Below are 23,245 nucleotides of genomic sequence, written 5' to 3'. Positions count from 1 at the left end.
CGCTAGAAATGTTGGGGTTTTGTTTTTTAGGAAAAACAGTGATTACAAATTAGTAAGAAATATTAGAATTAATAAAAAGTCCATTTGATGCTTTGTAGTTTTATTTTCACAGCTATCCGAAAGTTTTAATAAAAATCAAAAGTTCCCGTCCTAGCTCATATAAACAGGCTCTAAGTATTTTATTACCCTGAAAAAAAGTCTGGTTTAAATATAATTTCAGATTTTTTCCTTATTTTTTTAGAAGCCCCGCTCTTCAAAGCATACAATAGTTCTTGATTATGCTGCGCAAATGTCTCCGACTTTGCGCTCACAATAGTAATCACAAAAAAACCACAACAAATTTAATTCTGTTGTGGTTCTTTTATTTTTAACCATTTTTAATTCCTCCTTCGGGGGTTAGGGGGATTTCTACCAAGGAATCGGATTGTAATCTTTCAAAAACTTCCCGCACCAATGTTTTCCTGTATTAATACCGTCAAACAACGGATCCATCACTCGTGCTGCTCCATCCACAATATCCAATGGCGGTTGAAAATCCTCTTCTTCCTGTTTTCTTTTGGCTAATTCTGCAGGATCTTCGTCGGTTACCCAGCCGGTATCAACCGCATTCATAAAAATGCCGTCTTTTGCTAAAGTTCCTGAGGAAGTATGTGTCAGCATATTCAAAGCAGCTTTGGCCATATTGGTATGTGGATGACGGTCTTCTTTGAAAAAGCGATGAAACTTCCCTTCCATCGCCGACACATTAATGATGTGCTTTTTCCCAGTGTTCTCTTTCTTCATCACTTCTGAAAGGCGGTTACATAATACAAAAGGCGCCACGGAATTCACCAGTTGCACTTCGATCATTTCTGTGGTTTCTATTTGTCCCAAACGTAAACGCCAGCTGTTGGTTTTTCTCAAATCGACTTGCTGTAAATCGGCATCAAGTTCCCCTTCCGGGAAAACTTCATTTGCCACCAAAGCATTATCAAACGAATACGGAATTTGAGACAATTTAGCGGAAGCCCGCAACCCAATTCCAGGTTCTGGTCCGTGCCAAGTCACCGGCATATTCTGATTGGAGGAAGCCCCTGCTGTCAACACTTTTAATTCATCCAAACAATTGGTATGATCCAGCAATAATTCTTGTGTCTGTTGCGGCAAAGAAGCGATAGAACGCTCCTCATTTTCCATTAGATGCGTATAAAATCCCGCAGGACGCCTCACCGTTTGCGCCGCATTATTAATCAGAATATCCAAACGCTCGTATTTTTGCTCTATAAAATTGCAGAAAATCTCTACACTGGGAATGTGTCGCAAATCCAATCCGTGAATTTTCAAACGATGTCCCCAATCCATGAAATCGTCTTCCTTAGAAAAACGCAATGCGGAATCCACCGGAAAGCGAGTTGTTGCAATAACGGTTGCTCCACCACGCAACAACATCAACGTAATGTGATATCCAATTTTTAGACGAGAACCTGTGATAACGGCAACTTGCCCATTTACATCTGCGGTTTGAAAACGTTTGGCATAATTAAAATCGCCACAATCGGTACACATTGTATCGTAAAAATGGTGCATTTTAGTAAACTCCGTTTTACACACGTAACAGTTTCGTGGAGTTTCCAGTTCCAATTGTTCTTTGTTCACAAGATCATTATAAGCCAAAAGTTTTGGCGCCATAAAAACACTTGCTTCACGCGCATGGCGGATTCCGGTTACCTTACGGGCGGTTCGGTCTCGTTTTTCCATTTTGCGTTTAGCAGCCACTTTACCGTCTTTTTTTCTCCGGGAAAGCTCGTCACGATCGGGTCTGGAAAACATACCTGCCGCTTTGATTAAAGCGGTGCGTTGCTCTTTTGGAATATCAAATATTTGATCCGTATCCGTATTCAATTGTGCTAAAATAGCGATGCAGCGGTCAATTTCTTCAGAGCTTATCGTAGTTTTATGTTCTATTTGTTCAATCATCATCGTAAAAAAAATGGATATTATTCTTGTGTAAATTCCAAGGCTGCAAATATAGCCTTTTTAAAGTCGTAATGTTTCGAAGCAATACTGTCGGAAGTCGAAGCGCAAAGATGATAGAATTGTATTTTGACTTTCGACTATTATCTTACTATCTTCGCACCCACAATGTTCTTTCACCAAGATGCACGATGCAACCGCAAAGATTCACAAAATTGAAAAACTCAGTGTATCTTCGTGTTTTCTCTTTGAGAATCTCTGTGTAACAAAAAAGTTCCATGCTGTTTCAAATCAAATCGTATTTACAATTCCTTTGGCACTCAAAAAATGAGCATGCGGTGCATTCGCCATTTGTGTTTACTTTATTGACGAGATGCTTTTATGATAAAAAATCAAAACCGGAATATACGATTTTAAGAGAATATAGAAACTCGCTTTTAGCAAACAATAATACCATTGAAGTCACTGATTTTGGTGCGGGTTCCAAAGTGTTTAAATCGAATTCCAGAGTTATTGCCAAGATTGCCAAAACAGCAGGGATTTCTCCCAAGCGAGCTGAATTACTTTTTAGAATCACCAATTATTTTCAACCGGACTCTATTTTAGAAATTGGAACTTCATTGGGATTGGCGACTTCTGCCCTAGCTTTAGGGAATTTAAAAGCCCAAATAATCACTTTAGAAGGTTGTCCTGAAACCGCTAGACAAGCTCAATTGCAATTTAAAAAATTCAATTTCAATACTATATGTTCCGAAATAACAGAGTTCAATGCTTATCTGCAAAACTGTACACTGAACACAGAACACTTTTCTTTAATTTATTTCGACGGCAATCACTCCAAGAAAGCAACATTAGACTATTTTGAAGTATTACTTCCTACCATTACGAACGAAACCCTTTGGATATTCGATGACATTCACTGGTCGCCAGAAATGGAACAAGCTTGGGAAATTATAAAAAACCATCCCAAAGTAACGGTAACAATTGACACATTTCAGTGGGGATTGGTATTTTTTAGGAGAGAACAACCAAAAGAACATTTTGTGATTCGAACCTAAAAAAAGTGACAGCCATTGCTGACTGCCATTTTCAATATCGAATAACTACTTTTTATTCTTTAGCTTTTTTCATTTCTCCAGATTTTGCTCCCATTCTGTTTAGCGTATAAATTGGTGCAAATTTTAATTTTAAACCCGGAATTTTTCTGTTATCATCCACTGAAAGTCCTTCTTTTTCAACTGTATTTTTTCTACTGTCCAATGCTTCATACATCAATTTGATTTCGTCCCAGTCTTCACGAGAATACTTATCTTTATTCGTTTCAACTGCATCTACAAATTGCTGGTACACGCTAAGAATATTATCTTTATCCACCCAGGCAAAACTCATATCCTCACCCACTTTCCCTTCACCAAATAAAGTATTTCTCATTTGTTGTTTTGGGTTTGCAGCAGCGGCGGCTTTATCTTGAGCCTCTATTTTGGCTTCGTATTTTGCTTTCAAAGCCTCGTATTTAGCATTTGCTTCATCAAGGTATTTCTGCGCCTCCGCATTGTCTTTCATATTTGCCAATGCTGCCTTTGCATTACCACTTTTTAATTGATACGTAGCTTCAATTCCTTGCCAGTTTGCTTTAGCATTCTCGGAAGAAACATTCCCTAATGAATCCACATACATCACATAAGAATCCACTATTTTCTCCGCTTGCTCTGTTTTTTCATCTTTACAGGAGGCAAATCCTAAAGCGACTACCGCTATTCCTAACACCATTTTTGTACTTTTCATAACTTCTTGATTTGATTAATACTTTTAACAAAAATAAGTAATATTATTATATTATCAATTATGACCAAAAAATGTTATAAATAATTAAAATAATTATGAAATAAATACCAATAAAGTGTGAATTATACAAATTTATACTATAATAACATAAAATTTAATAGAATGATTTAACGTATTAAAAAATACATTTACAAAGAAAATAGAAATAAACGCAAGTACTTCATTAATAAAAAATTATCTGACCGCATAAATCTAAGCTCAAAATGTAACAAATTTAAAAAACATCTACTTATTAATAATTCAAAAGTCTTTTGTACTTTTAAAATCTAATTTAATAGCACCCTACGCACCGTCGAAGGTCAAAAAATCATACATTCTAATGGCAAACCCGCTAATCAAAATAACCAATATCAAACGAGATTTTGTGCTTGGAAATGAAATTGTATATGTTCTCAAAGGCATTGATTTAGAAATAAATAAAGGCGAATACGTAGCATTAATGGGACCTTCAGGATCCGGAAAATCTACCTTAATGAATTTATTAGGTTGCTTAGACACGCCAACTTCTGGCAGTTACATCCTGAATGGGAAGGATGTCAGCCAGATGAAAGATGATGAATTAGCCGAAATTCGCAATAAAGAAATAGGATTTGTTTTCCAAACTTTCAATCTTTTACCCAGAACAACCGCACTAGACAATGTAGCTTTACCCATGATTTATGCCGGTTTCTCTAAATCTGATAGAAATAAACGCGCCACGGAAGTTTTAGAACAAGTAAATCTTGCTGACAGAATGGATCACCAACCCAACCAACTTTCAGGAGGTCAACGCCAGCGGGTGGCAATTGCACGTGCCTTGGTCAATAAGCCGTCCATCATTTTAGCGGATGAACCTACAGGAAATTTAGACAGCAAAACCTCTCTTGAAATCATGAAACTTTTTGGAGACATCCATACCAATGGGAACACCGTTATTTTAGTAACGCACGAAGAAGAAATTGCCGCGTATGCGCATCGAATTATACGATTGCGCGACGGAATTATTGAAAGCGATACGACCAAATAATTTTTTTTAGGAGCTTTTTCCGGCTATACGCTTGTATCTCTTTCTTTTTTAAAAAGAAAAAAGAAACAGGATACCGCTTCTATCCGGGCTAAAAAATCCCACTCACAAATATCTTTTAAACCCCAAATAAAAACTAGTACCTAAAATGAATATCGCCATACTAACCTGCCAAAAACTTCCCGATTTAAATCCTGAAGATCAAAAAATAATTCCTGCACTAGCCAAACATAATATTAACGCCAAAGCGGTGATTTGGAGTGACAAAACCATTAACTGGGCTGATTTTGATTACCTAATTTTTCGCAATACTTGGGATTATTTCGAAAAAGAAACCGAATTTAATATTTGGCTCCACCAAATAGAAAAACTGGGTATCAAAACACTTAACCCGATTGAAATAATCAAACAAAACATACACAAGTTTTATTTGCGTGAAATGCAAAAGCAAGGAATCACAATATTACCAACCGTATTTATTGACAAAACAGACACTCTGAATCTAGCTGAACACCTACCTTCCCATTGGAAAAAAGCAGTCATAAAACCTGCATTTTCGGCAGGATCGTATCTCACTGAAGTTTTTGAAACATCAGATAGTGAAGAAATAAACCAGAAATATGCGACCATAGCTGCAGAGAAAGAATTGCTGTTACAGGAATTTATGCCGGAGATTCAAACTCTAGGTGAAACTTCATTTATCTTTTTCAATAAAAAATTCTCTCATGCGGTTAACAAAAAGCCGGTAGATGGAGATTTTAGAGTACAGTCCCTATTTGGTGGTATCTATAATTTGGTACATCCCAGTTCAGAATTGATTGAAAAAGCACAAAAAGTTGTTGATACTTTTCAAGAGAACTTACTGTACGCCAGGGTAGATGGGATACTGATTGATAATGAACTTTATTTAATGGAAATTGAATGCATTGAACCTGATTTATATTTCAATTTAAGTGAAGGTTCACTGGAACGATTTGTTACGGCAATAGTGGAATTAATACAGTAAATTTGTTTCCATCAAACAAATTATAAATTAACACAAACCTTGGATGAAAGTATATACAAAGACTGGTGATAAAGGAACCACGGCACTTTTTGGCGGAACCAGAGTCCCAAAGGATCATGCACGAATAGAAAGTTATGGTACGGTAGACGAATTGAATTCTCACATTGGACTAATCCGAGATCAGGAGATGAATTCCCATTACAAAGAAATTCTAATCGAGATTCAGGATCGTTTGTTTACAGTAGGCGCTATATTAGCAACGCCACCGGAAAAAGAAGTACTGAAAAACGGCGAACTTCGTTTGAAAAAACTGGGGATTATAGAATCTGATATAGAATTATTAGAAAATGAAATTGACAGCATGGAAGAAGCATTACCACCCATGACTCATTTCGTACTTCCTGGCGGACATACAACCGTGTCATATTGTCATATAGCACGTTGCGTATGCCGTAGAGCGGAGCGTTTAGCAGTTCATTTAAGCCACAATGAACCCGTAGCTGAAATCGCAATAAAGTACCTAAACCGACTTTCTGACTACCTTTTTGTGTTGGCACGAAAGTTGTCTCATGATCTGAAAGCTACGGAAGTTCAATGGATTCCTAGAAAATAATTTGCAGCATTTAAGGTCTTTTTCAGTTGTATTTATGGTGAAAAAATGCAAACTTTTTAACCGCAAAATTTAAATCAAAAAAAACGTTCTTAACTTTTTATTAAAATAAATGATTTTTTACTTGTCTTTTTCAGTAAAAAATTTATTTTTGCACAAAACTAAACAGACAACAAGATGTATTGGACATTAGAATTAGCATCCTATCTAAGTGATGCACCGTGGCCTGCTAACAAAGACGAACTTATTGACTACGCTATTAGAGCAGGAGCTCCATTAGAAGTAGTAGAAAACCTTCAGTCTATAGAAGATGAAGGCGAGATATATGAATCAATGGAAGAAATTTGGCCAGATTATCCTACAGACGAAGATTATCTTTGGAATGAGGATGAATATTAAAAAGTAAACCAAGAAAAAGTCTCTAAAGAGGCTTTTTTTTTGTTTAAATTTACAGAATTACACAAACAGAAATAAAAACATATTATGAGTTTTATAAATAGTATTATCAAAGTCTTTGTTGGGGATAAATCTCAAAAAGATGTGAAAGCTTTACAGCCGTATCTTAACAAAATTAAAACTTTTGAAACTCCTCTAATGGCATTATCTAATGATGAGCTTAGAGCGCGTACTGCATTTTTCAAAGAAAAAATAAAACAAGACCGTTCTGAAAAAGATGCTAAAATTAGTGCTCTGAAAGTAGAAGTTGAAAGTATTGAAGATATCGACAAACGAGAGGATATTTACGTCGCTATTGATGCGCTGGAAAAAGAGGCTTATGATATTTCGGAAAAAACGTTGTTAGAAATTCTTCCGGAAGCTTTTGCTGTAGTCAAAGAAACGGCTAGACGTTTCAAAGACAGTACGCAGGTAGTTGTTACTGCTACCGCAAAAGACCGTGAACTTTCGGCAACAAAAAGCTATATAACTCTAGATGGAGACACTGCGATCTGGGCAAATTCTTGGAGTGCTGCGGGTAAAGAAATTACTTGGGACATGATTCACTACGACGTACAATTAATTGGCGGAATGGTTTTACATGAAGGAAAAGTAGCAGAAATGCAAACAGGTGAAGGAAAAACATTAGTGGCAACTTTGCCGCTTTACTTAAATGCATTGACAGGAAACGGAGTACATCTAGTGACTGTCAACGATTATTTGGCAAAAAGAGATAGTACATGGAAAGCACCTTTATTTGAATTTCATGGTATGTCAGTAGAATGTATTGACAATTATCAGCCAAGCTCAGAAGGACGAAAAAAAGCATACGATGCTGATATCACGTACGGAACCAATAATGAGTTTGGTTTTGACTACTTGAGAGATAATATGGCACATTCTCCAGAAGATTTAGTGCAAAGAAAACATAATTATGCGATTGTCGATGAAGTCGATTCTGTTTTGATTGATGATGCAAGAACACCATTAATTATCTCAGGTCCAGTTCCTCAGGGAGATCGACATGAGTTTAATGAATTGAAACCGAAAATTGAAAATTTGGTTAGTTTACAACGTCAATTGGCAAACGGCTTCCTATCTGAAGCTAAAAAATTAATAAAAGAAGGAAATACCAAAGATGGTGGATTCCAATTGTTAAGAGCCTACCGAGCATTACCAAAAAATAAAGCATTGATTAAATTTTTGAGTGAAGAAGGAATTAGACAATTGCTTCAAAAAACCGAAAATCAATACATGCAGGATAACAAAAGAGAAATGCACAAGATTGATGAGGCTTTGTATTTTGTTATTGAAGAAAAAAACAATCAGGTAGAACTGTCTGACAATGGTATCCAATTCCTTTCCGGAGATACTGATTCTGACTTTTTTGTACTTCCGGACATTGGAACCGAAATTGCCGCTATCGAAAAAAGAAAACTTGATAAAGATGCAGAAGCGGAAGAGAAGGAAAAATTATTTCAAGATTTCGGAATCAAAAGTGAGCGCATCCACACCCTGACACAACTTTTGAAAGCATACGCTTTATTCGAAAAAGATGTAGAATATGTAATCATGGACAACAAAATCATGATTGTTGATGAGCAAACGGGACGTATAATGGACGGTCGCCGGTATTCTGACGGTTTACACCAAGCCATTGAAGCCAAAGAAAATGTAAAAATTGAAGCAGCAACACAAACATTTGCAACAGTTACATTACAGAATTACTTCAGAATGTATAACAAACTGGGAGGAATGACAGGAACAGCCTCTACTGAAGCAGGTGAGTTGTGGCAAATATACAAACTGGACGTGGTAGAGATTCCTACGAACAGACCAATGGCCAGAAAAGATAAAGAAGATTTTATTTATAAAACTACTCGTGAAAAATTCAATGCCGTAATCGAAGACGTTTCAGAATTATCTAAAGCAGGGAGACCGGTTCTTATTGGTACAACTTCAGTAGAGATTTCAGAATTGTTAAGCCGAATGTTGAAAATGAGAGGTGTTGCACACAATGTCTTGAATGCAAAAATGCACAAACAAGAAGCGCAAATTGTTGAAGAAGCAGGGAAACCTGGTGTGGTAACAATTGCAACAAACATGGCTGGTCGTGGTACCGATATTAAATTATCTGCCGAAGTAAAAGCCGCAGGTGGATTAGCAATTGTAGGAACAGAACGTCATGATTCGCGTCGTGTAGACCGTCAGTTACGTGGTCGTGCAGGACGTCAAGGTGATCCTGGAAGTTCTCAGTTTTATGTTTCTCTTGAAGACAACCTCATGCGTTTGTTTGGTTCTGAAAGAGTGGCAAAAGTAATGGACCGAATGGGATTGCAGGAAGGCGAAGTGATTCAGCATTCCATGATGACTAAATCAATCGAGCGTGCCCAGAAAAAAGTAGAAGAAAACAATTTTGGTGTTCGTAAGCGTTTACTGGAATATGATGATGTCATGAATGCGCAACGTGAAGTAGTGTACAAACGCCGTCGTCATGCCTTGTTTGGAGAGCGATTGAAACTCGATATTGCCAACATGCTTTATGACACTTGCGAATTGATTGTGGACCAAAACAAAGCGACTAACAATTTCAAAAACTTTGAGTTTGAGTTAATTCGTTATTTCTCTATTACATCACCGGTTACTGAAAGTGAGTTCATAAAACTCAGCGAAATGGAATTAACAGGTAAAGTGTACAAAGCTACATTAGAATATTACACCGAAAAAACAGTACGAAGCGCGAGAGAAGCATTTCCTATTATAAAAAATGTTTACGAAGACAAAAACAACCAATTTGAACGCATTGTTGTTCCATTTACAGATGGAATCAAATCGTTGAATGTAGTTACTGATTTGAAAAAAGCCTACGAAACTGAGGGAGCTCAACTTGTTGCTGATTTTGAAAAAAATATTACGTTATCTATTGTTGATGAAGCTTGGAAAAAACACTTGCGCAAAATGGATGAGTTGAAACAATCGGTACAACTTGCGGTTCACGAACAAAAAGATCCATTGCTAATTTACAAACTCGAGGCTTTCAATTTGTTTAGAGCCATGATTGACAATGTAAATAAAGAGGTAATTTCATTTTTGTTCAAAGGCGATTTACCGGCTCAAGAAAACCAACAAATTCAAGAAGCGAAAGAAGTACGTCAGAAAGAAGACTTTCAATTGAGCAAAGACGAGGTGCTGAATTCTGATGAATTAGCAACACAAAATCGTGAAGCGGGACAAACGCAACAACGCCAAGTTACCGAAACTATCGTGAGAGATATGCCAAAAATTAATCGCAATGATACTGTTACGATTCAAAACGTGGCCAACGGACAAACACAAGAAATGAAATACAAAAAAGCCGAAAGCCTAATCGCTTCAGGACAATGGGTTATCGTTAACTAATAACCGTTTCGATACCTTAAATTAAATTCCCCAATTACGAAAGTAGTTGGGGAATTTTTTTTGTTCTTAATTTATTTCAGGAGCCATTCCCGCCCTACGCTGCAAGCTATTTGGTTTCAAACCCTTTTTCTAGGTGCTGTCAGGAGCTTCCTCTGGTCGCTCTGCCACCATCAGAAAAAAGTGATTTTCAACCGGCATAGGCTTTCCGCTGCTGTCGGGGCTAGTGATTTTGCGATACATAAAAGAGTAGCGATCAAATACACGTTTACAAAAAAACGTACAATAAATAAAAAACGCATTTGATGATTTGTAAAGAATTATTTACATATTTGGAAATTAATAAAGCGAAAGAAACCTTCGCCAATCTACCCATATATGGGTGTATATGCGAAAGTTTGTATCGCCTATATACAAGTTAGCGGTAATGCTCTGAAAAAATAACGCAAAAACACTATTATGGAAAAAACACACCAAATTATTTTGACTTTTTTATGTTTAGTTTTATCGTCTTGTCAAAATAACTCGCTCAATGGAAAAACATTATCGGGACTTGAGGAAGATGAATATTTTGATGCTGCAAACCAGCACTTTCAAACAAATTTAACTTTTAAAAATGATAGCGTAATAGTTGAACGAAATTCAGTTTCGATAACAACAGATGAAAAATCAGCTTTCAAAAAAACTGGTGAAATGTATCGTTACAAAGGAGCGGTTAAAAAGAATGAAAATAAATTGAGTTTTGTTGCTGTTGAATATAAATGTAGTGATTGCCCACCAATAGTTGAAGTTGGAGAAAATGGTGATATTAAAGATGTTTTAGATAAAAAAAAATATGAAGGTTACATGACAAAAAATGGGGCGAAATTTAACGGAATAGAATTTAAAGAGAACTAAGCACTACCGCTAACAGCTAGTAAGCAATAGTCGGGAATTAGGCTTAATTTGAAGTTGGTTTTGTACTTGAAAAATAGTGATTATCCGAAATAATAGCTTTATTTAGCCCGACCATCGCCTACTAGCGGGACGTTATACCACATTATTGAATAACGTTATGAAAAAAAGATAAAAAATCTTTCCGAATTTTCGCAAGTAATTATAATTTAATTACTTACGAACAAATCAAATAAATTTTATACTTTTAAAAGTAATAATTTAAACTATATAAAAAATGAAAAAATATTTTACAAATCTAGTAATCATTATGGCATTATCTATTCTTTTTATTGGCTGTTCCAATGAAGAAAATGAGATAAAAGTAGAAACACTTGACTCAAGTAAAGATGCAAAAAGAATTGCAGATATTATAAATTCTGGAACTGAAGGCATTCCATTTCCTGAAGGTAGCAAAGTTTTTAAAAAATCCGAAGATAACTTTGAAATACGTTTGCCAAAAGATTTTTACTTTTTAATTTCAGAATTAGACTCAAATGGTAATTCAAGTCATCGAGCAATCGCTGAAATTTCTGATGTAAGTGTTACATGTTCATGCACAAAAGGTTCAGGTTGTTCTCCTGTAAAAGCTCAAGGTGAATATTATTGTGTAATGAATAGTGGTTGTACAACATGCACGACGTCAACAGCTAGAATTGGAACAAAACAAAATATTAAAATTCTTGGAATAATTGATTATAATATGGGGGTTAGTTTTGTATCTGAATCAAAAAGTCTTTTAACTTCATCGAAAAACAAAATTATTTCTAAAAGTATTTCAGAGCATTTTTTAAATAAAACAGAAGTTAAAAAAGCACTTTTGGAATTTTATTCTGTAATTTATGATAAAAATATACCAAGTTTTATTACTGAAAACAAAAATCCACCTGCGGGTTATTCATTTTCAAAAGTTAATTTATTTGGTAATGAAATAATGGTTCCAGTAAAATCAAATTCTTTTTCAACAGAATTAGGTATTTCTGAAATTGATGATGCAGCTGTTACTTGCAGTTGTAGTAGTGGTTCTGGTTGTGTAAAAAAATCATTTATGGGTGCAAAATATTGTGATGCTGGTTCTTGCACAAAATGTACTTTGAATGATTAAATCTGAATTTTAACTTATAATAAAGAGTGAATTTCATAAATTATGGAGTTCCCCGCTAGCGCGAGCGTCTCGCTCGTGCCCACAAAGTAAACACAATATTAATGCGAATCAAGGGTTTAAAAAAGAAAGAAATGTCTGTTTAAAATTATATTAATAAGCTGATAACCAGCATATTTATAGTGTATCTAACGCACGTTTAAATATATGATTAATCAGCCTAAAGCCCTAAAATTAATAAAAATCTACTCAATAATCTGCGACAGATTTGAAAAAGATTTAAAATATACTTGCGAACGTTTTAGCAACCCCGCTAGCGCGAGCGTCTCGCTCGTGCCCACAAAGTAAACACAATATAAACTAAATGAGCACAAAATATAAATTTGGAGAGAAAACGGGAGCTTATTTTGTGAGCTTCGCAACTGTAAATTGGATTGATGTATTTACTAGAGACGCATATTTTTGTAATATTATTGAGTCATTGGACTTTTGTCGAAAGAAAAAGGGAATGGAGATTTACGGCTATTGTATTATGCCTAGTCATGTGCATTTAATATTTCGTTCCGAAAATGGAGACCCATCAGGATTGATGCGTGACTTCAAAGGTTTTACATCAAAAAAATTGCTCAAAACAATTGAAGAAAACGCTCAAGAAAGTCGAAGAGAATGGATGCTTTGGATTATGGAACGAGCAAGAAAAAAGAATAGCAATGTAAAGCATAGACAATTTTGGCGACAGGATAATCATCCCATTGAGATTTGGTCGTTAAAAGTTTTTGAACAAAAGCTTACCTATATTCATCAAAACCCTGTAGAATCTGGTTTTGTAACCGATCCGATAGATTGGAAATATAGTAGTGCTAGAAATTATGGAAATAACGATCAAACGATTTTAGAAATTGATTTGAATTGATTTAGATTGTGGGCACGAGCGGGACGCTCGCGCTAGCGAAGGTCTAGAATCAGACAGTCTATAGAATCTCTTTTTAATTAGTTGATTAAAAACACAAATATTCAAAGAGCATGCAAAGTTAGATCCGCAAAAGGATTATTAGTGCAGCTGCTTGGCAAGATAGCAGCTGCCTTTATAAACTTAATATTTTAACCCTTGATTCGCTTTATTTGTCATTGGAAATAACGGCGTCTATCGCTATAAAATGAATCCGAACAATATAAAAGACATACAACTAGAAAGTGAAACAACGTTTTAATGCTCCTCAAAATACCGTTCTTCAATTCGCTTAATGTCTTTTATTGAATTTTTAGCCCAAGCCAATCGCTTTTCTAAAATTTCATTTTCGGATAAATGCCAATCAATGTTTGAATTGCGCAATCGATTCGTCAGGTTTTGAATGATAATTGCAGCTGAGACTGAAATGTTTAAACTCTCTGTAAAACCCACCATGGGAATTTTTAGAAAACCATCGGAGCGCTTCAAAATTTCTTCTGATAATCCGTCTCTTTCTGTTCCAAAAAATAAAGCGCTGGGTTTCGAAATGTCAAAATCTTCCATCAAACAATCATTCTCATGTGGCGTGGTAGCGATTATTTGATATCCTTTACTTTTTAACGCGTCCACACAGTTTGTAATGCTGTCGAAGGTATTGATATCGACCCATTTTTGGGCGCCCATGGCAATTTCCTTGTCGATACTTTTTCCGTAGCGTTGCTCGATAACGTTCAACTCCTGAATTCCAAAAATCTCGCAGCTTCGCATCACTGCACTGGTATTGTGCATTTGAAAAATATCTTCTACAGCAATCGTAAAATGCTTGGTTCTGTTTTCCAATACTTTCAAAAATTTTTCTTTGCGATTATCAGTCAGGATATTTTCAAGAAAATTAAGGTAATCGATGTCAATCATTAGAATATTTATTTATGCAAAAATAGTAAAAAAGACTAGCTTTATAGCTTCAAAAGTAGATTCTGACAGCTGCTTTTGGGATTGTTCCATAAAAGCTGAATTATAAATGATTGCGGAATTTGCGTGAGGGATAGAGGCGGTATCCTTTTTGGGCTTTTTAGCCAAAAAGATAAAGCTGAAAGCCCGACCCTTGTGGTCACGCCCAAATTGATATAAAATGAAAAAGAAATTAGTGGTTTTGACAGGAGCGGGGATTAGTGCCGAAAGTGGCATCAAAACCTTTCGGGATAGCGACGGACTTTGGGAAGGGCATAATGTGCTGGATGTGGCCACTCCAGAAGGTTGGCATAAAAACCCGGCTTTGGTGCTGGATTTTTATAATCAAAGACGAAAACAACTCAAGGAAGTGCACCCTAATTTAGGCCACCAAATTCTGGCTGAATTAGAAAATGAATTTGATGTTTTCATCATCACACAAAATGTAGATGATTTACACGAACGCGCCGGAAGCACGAATGTGTTGCATTTGCACGGCGAATTGTTGAAAGTAAGAAGCACCAAAAACCCAAATTACATTCTGGATTGGCAGGACGATTTGAATTTTGGCGATTGCGATGAAAATAAAAATCAATTGCGTCCACATATTGTTTGGTTTGGCGAGGAAGTTCCAGCACTTGATCAAGCCATTAGAATTAGTGAAGGTGCAGATTATTTTGCGGTGATTGGGACATCTTTGCAAGTGTATCCTGCAGCCGGATTAATCGATTTTACATCCCGCGAAACACCTATTTTTTATATTGATCCAAAACCCATAAAAATTCCAAATCTCCGAAATCCATTAGATGTGATTCCTGAAGTGGCATCAGAAGGAATGAAAACACTAAAAAAGAAGCTAATCGGCTTTATTTAAAAACCATTCGTTTTCTATTTTGTCACGAAAGGGTTATATTTGCGCCTTTCGAACAAACAACAAAACAATGACTACTTTAAACGAATTGAATGCTATTTCTCCTATTGATGGAAGATATAGAAACAAGACTATTTCGCTGGCTCCATTTTTCTCTGAAGAAGCCTTAATCAAATACCGTGTATTGGTTGAAATTGAATATTTCATTGCTTTGTGCGAAGTACCTTTGCCTCAACTTGCAACCGTAAACCCAGATGTATTCGACAGTTTACGTAATATTTATAAAAATTTCTCTACTGAAGATGCCCTTTGGATCAAAGAGACAGAGAAAGTAACCAACCACGACGTAAAAGCGGTAGAATATTTCATCAAAGATGCTTTTGAAAAACTAGGCTTATCCCAATATAAAGAGTTTATTCACTTTGGATTAACATCTCAAGATATTAATAACACGGCGATTCCGCTTTCGACAAAAGAAGCTTTCGAGAAAGTATACATGCCTTCCTTAATCACTTTGACATCAAAATTAAAAGATTTAAGTGTCGAATGGCACGATATTCCAATGCTTGCCCGTACCCACGGACAACCGGCTTCACCTACTCGTTTGGGTAAAGAAATTGGTGTTTTTGTAGAACGTCTGGAAGAACAAATGCGTTTGTTGTTTAATATTCCTTTTGCAGCTAAATTTGGTGGTGCAACTGGAAATTACAATGCGCATCATGTGGCGTATCCTCAAATTGACTGGAGAAAATTTGGAGGGAAATTTGTAGAGGAAAACCTTGGGCTACACCACTCCTTCCCTACTACTCAAATTGAACATTACGATCATTTTGCTGCATTTTTTGATGCGTTGAAAAGAATAAATACGATCATCATTGATTTGGACCGAGACATTTGGACGTATGTTTCGATGGAATATTTTAAGCAAAAAATCAAAGCGGGAGAAATAGGTTCTTCTGCTATGCCACATAAAGTTAATCCTATTGATTTTGAAAATTCAGAAGGAAATTTAGGAATGGCCAATGCGATTTTCGAACATTTATCAGCTAAATTACCTTTGTCTAGATTGCAACGTGATTTAACGGACAGTACCGTTTTGAGAAATATTGGTGTACCAATAGGACATACGTTAATCGCTTTTGAAGCTACTTTGAAAGGCTTGAACAAATTGTTATTGAACGAGCCAAAATTCCACGAAGATTTAGAAAAAAACTGGGCTGTAGTTGCCGAGGCAATTCAAACAATTTTGCGTCGTGAAGGATATCCTAATCCGTATGAAGCATTAAAAGGATTGACCAGAACCAATGAAGCTATTGATAAAAAAGCGATTCACGGTTTTATAGCAACACTTGAAGTTTCGGATGCCATTAAAGCTGAATTAATGCAAATAACTCCTAGTAATTTTTTGGGAATCAGCTAAAAAAAAATAACCCGTCTTCTTATTAAATTCTGCTTCTATAAAATTTTAACGTTTTATGGGAGCAGAATTTTCTTTTAAGACTAAAATTATCATAAAAAAAAGTTATCCTTTAACGTTTTTTTTGATAAATAATAATAAAATTATATATTACAACAATACCAAAAAACATTTAATACAAATCAGTACATCCATCAATGAATCCCATAGAAGCAACATCACAAATAACACAACATTTACATCCTCTGATCAGTGATTTAGGATTAATATTAATGACCGCTGCAGTTGCGGTACTTTTATTCAAAAAAATAAGACAACCTTTAGTCTTAGGATATTTAATCGCTGGTTTTTTAGCGGGGCCAAATTTTATTTTTTTTCCATCAGTACAAGAAATAAACAGTATCGAAGTCTGGGCTGAGATTGGTGTTATTTTCCTTTTATTTAGTTTAGGCCTGGAATTTAGTTTTAAAAAACTGATGAAAGTTGGAGGTACAGCCGCTATTACGGCGCTGTTTCAAATAACCACTATGATCGTTTTAGGGTATCTCGTCGGACAATGGATGGGATGGTCCTTGATGGATAGTATTTTTTTAGGCGCTATTTTATCGATGTCTTCAACAACAATTATTCTTCGTGCTTTTGATGAGCTGAATGTAAAGGGGAAAAAATTTGCTGGAATTGTTTTTGGAACCTTGATAATAGAGGATATTGTAGCCATTTTGCTGATGGTCTTACTTTCAACAATAGCTGTCAGTAAACAATTTTCAGGAATGGAGTTATTCGAATCTGTTTTAAAACTCTTTTTCTTCTTAATATTATGGTTTGTAGGTGGTATCTTTTTCATACCCACCCTTCTTAAAAAAGCAAAAAATTTATTCAATGAGGAAACCCTATTGATAATATCAATCGCACTCTGTTTAATGATGGTTATCTTAGCTACAAAAGCAGGTTTTTCCCCAGCACTAGGTGCCTTTATAATGGGCTCTATCATTGCTGAAACCATTCATTCAGAAAGAATTGAGCATTTAATTAAACCCGTAAAAGATTTATTTGGAGCTGTTTTCTTTGTATCCGTAGGAATGTTAATCAACCCAAATACTTTAGTAGAATATGCAGTCCCTGTTGTAGTAATCACGTTAATTACAATTTTTGGAAAATCGATAAGTACGATGTTTGGAGCGCTAATTGCCGGTCAGCCCCTAAAGCAATCAGTCCAGTCAGGGATGAGTTTAGCACAAATTGGCGAGTTTTCTTTTATCATTGCCACCTTGGGAATGACATTAAAAGTGACAAGTGATTTTGTGTATCCAATTATTGTTGCAGTTTCAGCAGTAACGACTTTCACTACCCCATTTATGATCAAAATAGCGTTGCCAGTTTATGAACGCTTAATAAAAATACTGCCTAAAAAATTGATAGATGCTATAGATCGATATAGTGTGAATTCACAATCTGTAAAAACGACCAGTAATTGGCAGATTGTTTTGAAAGCAAAGTTGTCACAAATTGTGGTTCATTCTGTAATTATTATTGCCATAATTATTTTATCTGACCGCTATATTATTCCAATGACAGAAAGTTCTAAATTTGGAAACGCAGCAGCAGCCTTGGTAACATCCATAATAATAGCTCCTTTTTTATGGGCGTTATCCTTCAGAAAAGTGGCGGTAGAGCAGATTGAAGCTTTACAAAAAGCAGGCAAACATCGTGGTCCAATAATGGTATTGATTCTAATCCGAATTAGTTTAGGAATCTTTTTTATTGGCTTCTTATTAGATAATTTTTTGTCGCCTTGGATAGCCTTCGTCGCTTTGATCGCTGCAATATCTGTTTATTTATTGTTCCCAAAAAAATTAAACACTTTGTACAATAAAATTGAACTTCACTTTTTTCGAAATTTCAATGATAGAGAAATTTCTCAAGCACAGAAGAAACGAAGTGATTTAACTCCTTGGGACGGGCATATGGCATTTTTCGAAATTACCAAAGAATCAAATCTGGCAGGTAAAGCATTGAATGAACTTGAAATCCGAGAAAACATGGGTATTAATATTGCTTTTATAAAACGTGGAGGCATTACTATAAATATTCCTGATGGCAATGAACGTGTATTTCCCGGTGATGAAATTTGCGTCATTGGAACCGATGACCAAGTTCAAATATTTAAATCTTATCTGGATCAGAATGAAATTGAAGTTCCTGAATTAGTACAAGAAACCGCTATAATATTAAAACAAGTAGAACTAGAAAATGAAGAATTTATCGGAAAAAGCATTCGGAAATCACAGCTAAGAGAAAAAACGAATGGTCTGATCGTCGGGATTGAAAGAAATGAAAAACGGATTCTTAACCCGAATTCGGATATTATCTTAGAGAAAAATGATATTCTTTGGATTGTAGGAAACGAAAAATTACTCACTGCCTTTTTTGAAAAGTAAAACAAGGTCTTTTGTTGTACTCCAAGTTTGATAAAATTATAATTCAACAGGGTCCTCTTTTATTTGAGATGTATTTTACCATCGTCTAAAATAAATTATTATCTTTATTAAGAGACGTTCTCAATAAATCTATCGATTTTTTTGCCAGGATTTCTTGTTTTATTTTTAGTAGTACTGTAGCAATTAATATCATTATTAAATTTTAAATGCGAAAAAAAAATATAATTCAATAAGCTAATCACCTTATCAATTTTATGTCAAAAAACAAAATATTAATCCTATTTTCCCATCCACTTTACGAGAAATCGCACGCAAATAAAGCCTTGGTGGAAAATATTCCAGAATCAGAAAACATAACTTTCCATGATTTATACGAAGAGTATCCTGATTTTGATATTGATGTAAAACACGAACAGGTTTTGTTAAGTCAGCATGACATCATCATTTGGCATCATCCCATGTACTGGTATAGTTGTCCGCCATTGATGAAACAATGGATTGATATGGTACTGGAACACAACTGGGCATACGGAAAAAAAGGAAAAGCCTTGCAAGATAAAATTATTTTTCAAGTAATTACTACCGGCGGAGACAAAGAAAATTATTGCAAAACCGGCAGTGAACGGTACAGTATTCCCGAATTGCTCGAGCCGTTTAACCAAACCGCAAAAGTATGCAACATGATTTACTTACCCCCTTTTGTTGTGCATGGCACACACAATATGTCCAAAGATGATTATAAACAAAACGGTTTAATGTATGGCCATTTTCTAGATTACATAAACAACAATAATTTAGATACGGAAGTACTTTTGCAGTACCATTATTTGAACGAATGGTTTGCCACAATACAACAATAACATGGATACCAATTTTTTACTTCAGGCTATTATTTATTTATCAGCTGCCGTTATTTGTGTTCCTATTGCTAAAAAATTAGGATTAAGTTCTATTTTAGGCTATTTATTTGCCGGCATAATAATAGGCCCTTATGTAATGGGATTTATTGGTCAGGAAGGCCAGGATATTATGCATTTTGCTGAATTTGGCGTTGTGATGATGTTGTTTTTAATTGGTTTAGAACTGGAACCCAGTAAGTTTTGGAAAATGAGGAAATTTATTATTGGAATGGGTTCCGCACAATTAGTTGGAACAACGCTTCTTTTATTTTTTGGATGTCTTTATTTTATGGATTGGAAATGGGAAACCACACTGGCCGTTTCCTTAGCGCTCGCATTATCCTCTACGGCCATTGTATTGCAAACTTTAAAAGAAAAAGGATTATCAAATACTTCCGTGGGACGTTCGTCATTTGCTGTTCTTCTTTTTCAGGACATCGCCGTAATTCCGATTTTAGCATTTTTGCCGCTTTTATCTACCGTAAATCTAGAAACTACAAATGAAATTCAACAATCCCTAATTACAGGTTTCTCCAGCTGGTTGCAAACTTTAATAGTCATCGGATGTATATCAACAATATATTTTGCAGGCCGCTTTTTATTTGTTCCGTTATTGCATATTATCGCCAAAACTCGGTTGCAGGAATTGTTCACCGCATCGGCATTGTTATTGGTTGTAGGCGTTTCTTATTTGATGCAGCTGGTTGGGTTAAGTCCCGCTCTAGGAGCATTTATGGCTGGAGTCGTACTGGCCAACTCTGAATTTCGTCATGAGCTGGAAGGGGATATTGCTCCGTTTAAAGGATTACTACTTGGTCTTTTTTTTCTTGGAGTAGGCGCATCGATAAACTTTAAACTGATTCTTGACAATCCCCTTTTCATATTTGTTTTTGGAGCTATTCTTACTTTGGTTAAGTTTTTCGTTTTATTTATAATCAGCCGCTTTCATAAAAAGAAAATAGACCAAAACCTATTATTTGCTTTTGGGTTAAGTCAGGCAGGAGAATTTGGTTTTGTAATCATGAGCTTCTCTATGCAGCTGAACATCATTCCTAACATTTTGGCCAATCAAATCATGGCTGTTATTGCTATGAGTATGATAGCAACACCTTTTTTGCTGTTAATAAATGAACGCTTAATTTATCCTAATTCAAAATTTCAAGAAAAGGAAACAAAAAAAGACAGTGATTATATTGATGAAGACAATCCTGTAATCATAGCTGGTTTTGGTCATTTTGGGAGTACAGTTGGACGCCTATTAAGAGCCAATAACGTAAAATCAACGATCCTAGATTATGATTCTGATCGAATAGATGTATTACGAAAAATGGGATTCAAAGTATATTATGGAGATGCCACTCGTTTAGAATTATTGAAAGCTGCAGGTTGTGATACTGCCAAACTTTTTATTGCTGCCATTGATAATCCTACGGTAAATTTGCAAGTAATTGAAACCTTAAAAAAACACTTCCCAAATTTAAAGATCTTAACTCGTGCCCGAAACCGAATTGATGCCTATGAATTAATTGACCATAAAGTAGAACACATTTATCGGGAAACGTTATACAGTGCGGTCAATATGGGGGTAGATGCCTTAGTAGAATTAGGTCACAGAAAATATACCGCTACCAGACAAGGGCAGCAATTTATAAAATATGATGAAATTACCACCCGAAAATTGGCGGAAAAACGTCATGATAAAATGGCCTATCTGATCACCGTAAAAGAAGAAATTGAATTACAGGAACAATTGTTGAAAAGTGATATTTATTCCCAAGTTGCAGCCACCAATCACAGTTGGGACAGCGAGCATTTGAAAAACAACTTAGCAGATACTACAGAATAACGATTTTCCGAAAACTGAAAAAAGACATAATTAAGACCTTAAGCGGAATTAATTATGCCTTTTTTATTGTTTAAAAAAACTAAAAATTATCTTGAATAATTAGGAGCTTCTTTTGTAATGGTTACATTATGAGGGTGACTTTCATTGATTCCGCTAGCTGTTATGCGAACAAAACGACCGGTTTCCTGTAAAGTTGGAATGTCTTTAGAGCCACAATACCCCATTCCGGCACGAAGACCACCAATAAATTGTTGCATGCTTTCGTTCAATTCCCCTTTGTAGGGAACCCTTCCTACAATTCCTTCCGGAACCAGCTTTTTTACATCATCTTCTACATCTTGAAAATAACGGTCTTTAGAACCTTCTTGCATTGCTTCAACAGAACCCATTCCACGGTACGACTTAAATTTTCTGCCTTCGAAAATAATAGTTTCTCCTGGAGATTCCATGGTACCTGCTAATAATGATCCTAACATTACACAATCAGCTCCTGCAGCAATAGCTTTTGGAATATCTCCAGTGTAACGAATTCCACCATCAGCAATAACTGGAACTCCAGAACCTTTGATCGCCGCAGCTACTTCAAGAACAGCTGAAAACTGAGGAAAACCAACGCCTGCTACAATACGAGTCGTACAAATAGACCCTGGACCAATCCCTACTTTTACTCCATCTGCACCATTCTCAACTAGATATTTAGCTGCTTCAGCAGTGGCAATATTACCAACAATAACGTCTAAGTTAGGGAATTTCGCTTTAACTAATTTTAGTACATCGACAACTCCTTTCGTATGTCCATGAGCAGTATCGATAATAACTGCATCTACTCCGGCATTAACCAAAGCAGTAGCCCTTTCAACAGCATCGGCAGTTACACCTAACGCTGCAGCTACACGTAAACGTCCGTATTTGTCTTTGTTTGCATTTGGTTTTTGAGTCAATTTAGTGATGTCTCTAAAGGTAATCAGACCCACTAATTTATAATCAGCATTTACTACTGGAAGTTTTTCAATTTTATGACCTTGCAAAACTACTTCTGCTTGTTCCAGAGAGGTACCTTCGGCAACAGTTACTAAGTTTTCACTGGTCATAACCTCAACAATAGGTCTTGAACTATTTTTTTCAAAACGTAAATCTCTATTGGTAACGATTCCTTTTAATATTTGATTTTCATTTACAATTGGAATACCTCCAATACCAAATTCTTTCATGGCATTTTTGGCATCTGCTACTGTTGAAGTTAATGGCAAAGTAACGGGATCGATAATCATACCGGATTCGGCTCGTTTTACTTTTCTAACTTTCGCAGCTTGCTGTTCGATGGTCATATTTTTATGCAAAACGCCTATTCCGCCTTCTTGAGCCATCGCAATTGCCATCGCGCTTTCGGTTACGGTATCCATAGCAGCGGATACAATAGGAACATTTAACGTTATATTTCTTGAAAATTTGGATTGAATACTCACTTCGCGAGGAAGCACATTTGAGTAGTTGGGAACTAATAGAACATCATCGTAAGTTAATCCTTCACCGATAATCTTAGAGTTGTGTGCGATCATTGCAATTGTAGTTGGAGTTTAATTGCGTGCAA

18 protein-coding genes are annotated in these 23,245 nt (G+C 35.7%); 14 read left to right on the top strand and 4 right to left on the bottom strand.

Translation table 11 applies throughout. The features are described from left to right. Positions 1–408 precede the first annotated feature (408 nt). On the bottom strand, positions 409–1,959 hold the full coding sequence (locus EKL96_RS07440) for an SDR family NAD(P)-dependent oxidoreductase (RefSeq protein ID WP_126460301.1): 1,551 nt from the start codon (positions 1,957–1,959) through the stop codon (positions 409–411). Positions 1,960–2,231: 272 nt separating this feature from the next. On the opposite strand from EKL96_RS07440, the gene EKL96_RS07435 reads away from it, so the two are divergent. Further along, positions 2,232–3,011: an O-methyltransferase gene (locus EKL96_RS07435; protein WP_126460298.1), complete on the top strand. Its 780-nt coding sequence runs from the start codon at positions 2,232–2,234 to the stop codon at positions 3,009–3,011. Between the two features lie 52 nt (positions 3,012–3,063). Here EKL96_RS07435 and EKL96_RS07430 read toward each other — a convergent pair whose 3' ends face one another. Beyond that, positions 3,064–3,738, bottom strand: a complete 675-nt coding sequence (locus EKL96_RS07430) for a hypothetical protein (protein WP_126460295.1) — start codon at positions 3,736–3,738, stop codon at positions 3,064–3,066. Positions 3,739–4,117: 379 nt separating this feature from the next. Between EKL96_RS07430 and EKL96_RS07425 the strand changes: the two genes are divergently transcribed. The 8 genes from EKL96_RS07425 to EKL96_RS07390 all read left to right on the top strand — a co-directional run bounded on the left by EKL96_RS07425 (position 4,118) and on the right by EKL96_RS07390 (position 13,196). Next, a complete protein-coding gene (locus EKL96_RS07425; protein ID WP_126455103.1) occupies positions 4,118–4,804 on the top strand; it encodes an ABC transporter ATP-binding protein in 687 nt (228 codons plus the stop codon). 145 nt (positions 4,805–4,949) lie between these two features. Next, the gene (locus tag EKL96_RS07420) at positions 4,950–5,807 is read left to right on the top strand and encodes a RimK family alpha-L-glutamate ligase (protein ID WP_126460292.1); all 858 of its coding nucleotides are present in this window, start codon (positions 4,950–4,952) and stop codon (positions 5,805–5,807) included. 43 nt (positions 5,808–5,850) lie between these two features. Then, positions 5,851–6,420: a cob(I)yrinic acid a,c-diamide adenosyltransferase gene (locus tag EKL96_RS07415; RefSeq protein WP_126455107.1), complete on the top strand. Its 570-nt coding sequence runs from the start codon at positions 5,851–5,853 to the stop codon at positions 6,418–6,420. A 174-nt stretch (positions 6,421–6,594) separates the two neighbouring features. Beyond that, complete coding sequence (locus tag EKL96_RS07410; protein WP_007138072.1) at positions 6,595–6,816, top strand: DUF2795 domain-containing protein; 222 nt, start codon at positions 6,595–6,597, stop codon at positions 6,814–6,816. Between the two features lie 84 nt (positions 6,817–6,900). Next, the gene (gene secA, locus EKL96_RS07405) at positions 6,901–10,251 is read left to right on the top strand and encodes a preprotein translocase subunit SecA (RefSeq protein WP_126460289.1); all 3,351 of its coding nucleotides are present in this window, start codon (positions 6,901–6,903) and stop codon (positions 10,249–10,251) included. 456 nt (positions 10,252–10,707) lie between these two features. Continuing rightward, the gene (locus EKL96_RS07400) at positions 10,708–11,145 is read left to right on the top strand and encodes a hypothetical protein (protein WP_126460286.1); all 438 of its coding nucleotides are present in this window, start codon (positions 10,708–10,710) and stop codon (positions 11,143–11,145) included. A gap of 274 nt (positions 11,146–11,419) precedes the next feature. Beyond that, positions 11,420–12,286: a hypothetical protein gene (locus tag EKL96_RS07395; RefSeq protein ID WP_126460283.1), complete on the top strand. Its 867-nt coding sequence runs from the start codon at positions 11,420–11,422 to the stop codon at positions 12,284–12,286. Between the two features lie 361 nt (positions 12,287–12,647). Then, on the top strand, positions 12,648–13,196 hold the full coding sequence (locus tag EKL96_RS07390) for an REP-associated tyrosine transposase (protein ID WP_126460280.1): 549 nt from the start codon (positions 12,648–12,650) through the stop codon (positions 13,194–13,196). Between the two features lie 294 nt (positions 13,197–13,490). Here the strand turns inward: EKL96_RS07390 and EKL96_RS07385 are convergent, their stop codons facing one another. Beyond that, positions 13,491–14,147, bottom strand: a complete 657-nt coding sequence (locus EKL96_RS07385; RefSeq protein WP_126460277.1) for a TrmH family RNA methyltransferase — start codon at positions 14,145–14,147, stop codon at positions 13,491–13,493. A 217-nt stretch (positions 14,148–14,364) separates the two neighbouring features. On the opposite strand from EKL96_RS07385, the gene EKL96_RS07380 reads away from it, so the two are divergent. The 5 genes from EKL96_RS07380 to EKL96_RS07360 all read left to right on the top strand — a co-directional run bounded on the left by EKL96_RS07380 (position 14,365) and on the right by EKL96_RS07360 (position 21,654). Then, positions 14,365–15,057 (top strand): SIR2 family NAD-dependent protein deacylase, encoded by a 693-nt coding sequence (locus EKL96_RS07380; RefSeq protein ID WP_126460274.1) that lies wholly within the window; start codon positions 14,365–14,367, stop codon positions 15,055–15,057. A gap of 67 nt (positions 15,058–15,124) precedes the next feature. Further along, positions 15,125–16,474, top strand: a complete 1,350-nt coding sequence (gene purB / locus EKL96_RS07375; RefSeq protein WP_126460271.1) for an adenylosuccinate lyase — start codon at positions 15,125–15,127, stop codon at positions 16,472–16,474. Positions 16,475–16,668: 194 nt separating this feature from the next. Further along, a complete protein-coding gene (locus EKL96_RS07370; protein WP_126460268.1) occupies positions 16,669–18,909 on the top strand; it encodes a cation:proton antiporter in 2,241 nt (746 codons plus the stop codon). A 254-nt stretch (positions 18,910–19,163) separates the two neighbouring features. Continuing rightward, on the top strand, positions 19,164–19,769 hold the full coding sequence (locus tag EKL96_RS07365) for an NAD(P)H-dependent oxidoreductase (protein WP_126456328.1): 606 nt from the start codon (positions 19,164–19,166) through the stop codon (positions 19,767–19,769). A 1-nt stretch (position 19,770) separates the two neighbouring features. After that, positions 19,771–21,654 carry a monovalent cation:proton antiporter-2 (CPA2) family protein gene (locus EKL96_RS07360; RefSeq protein ID WP_126460265.1) on the top strand — a complete coding sequence of 628 codons (1,884 nt, stop codon included), beginning with the start codon at positions 19,771–19,773 and terminating at the stop codon, positions 21,652–21,654. Positions 21,655–21,740: 86 nt separating this feature from the next. On the opposite strand, the gene guaB is transcribed toward EKL96_RS07360, so the two are convergent. After that, on the bottom strand, positions 21,741–23,213 hold the full coding sequence (gene guaB / locus EKL96_RS07355) for an IMP dehydrogenase (protein ID WP_126460262.1): 1,473 nt from the start codon (positions 23,211–23,213) through the stop codon (positions 21,741–21,743). Positions 23,214–23,245: the final 32 nt, after the last annotated feature.

Source organism: Flavobacterium sp. LS1R10, from assembly GCF_003968825.1.
In the GTDB taxonomy this organism is placed as follows: domain Bacteria; phylum Bacteroidota; class Bacteroidia; order Flavobacteriales; family Flavobacteriaceae; genus Flavobacterium.
Note: the sequence above shows the minus strand (reverse complement) of the source record. Positions and strands in the feature narration are given on the sequence as shown.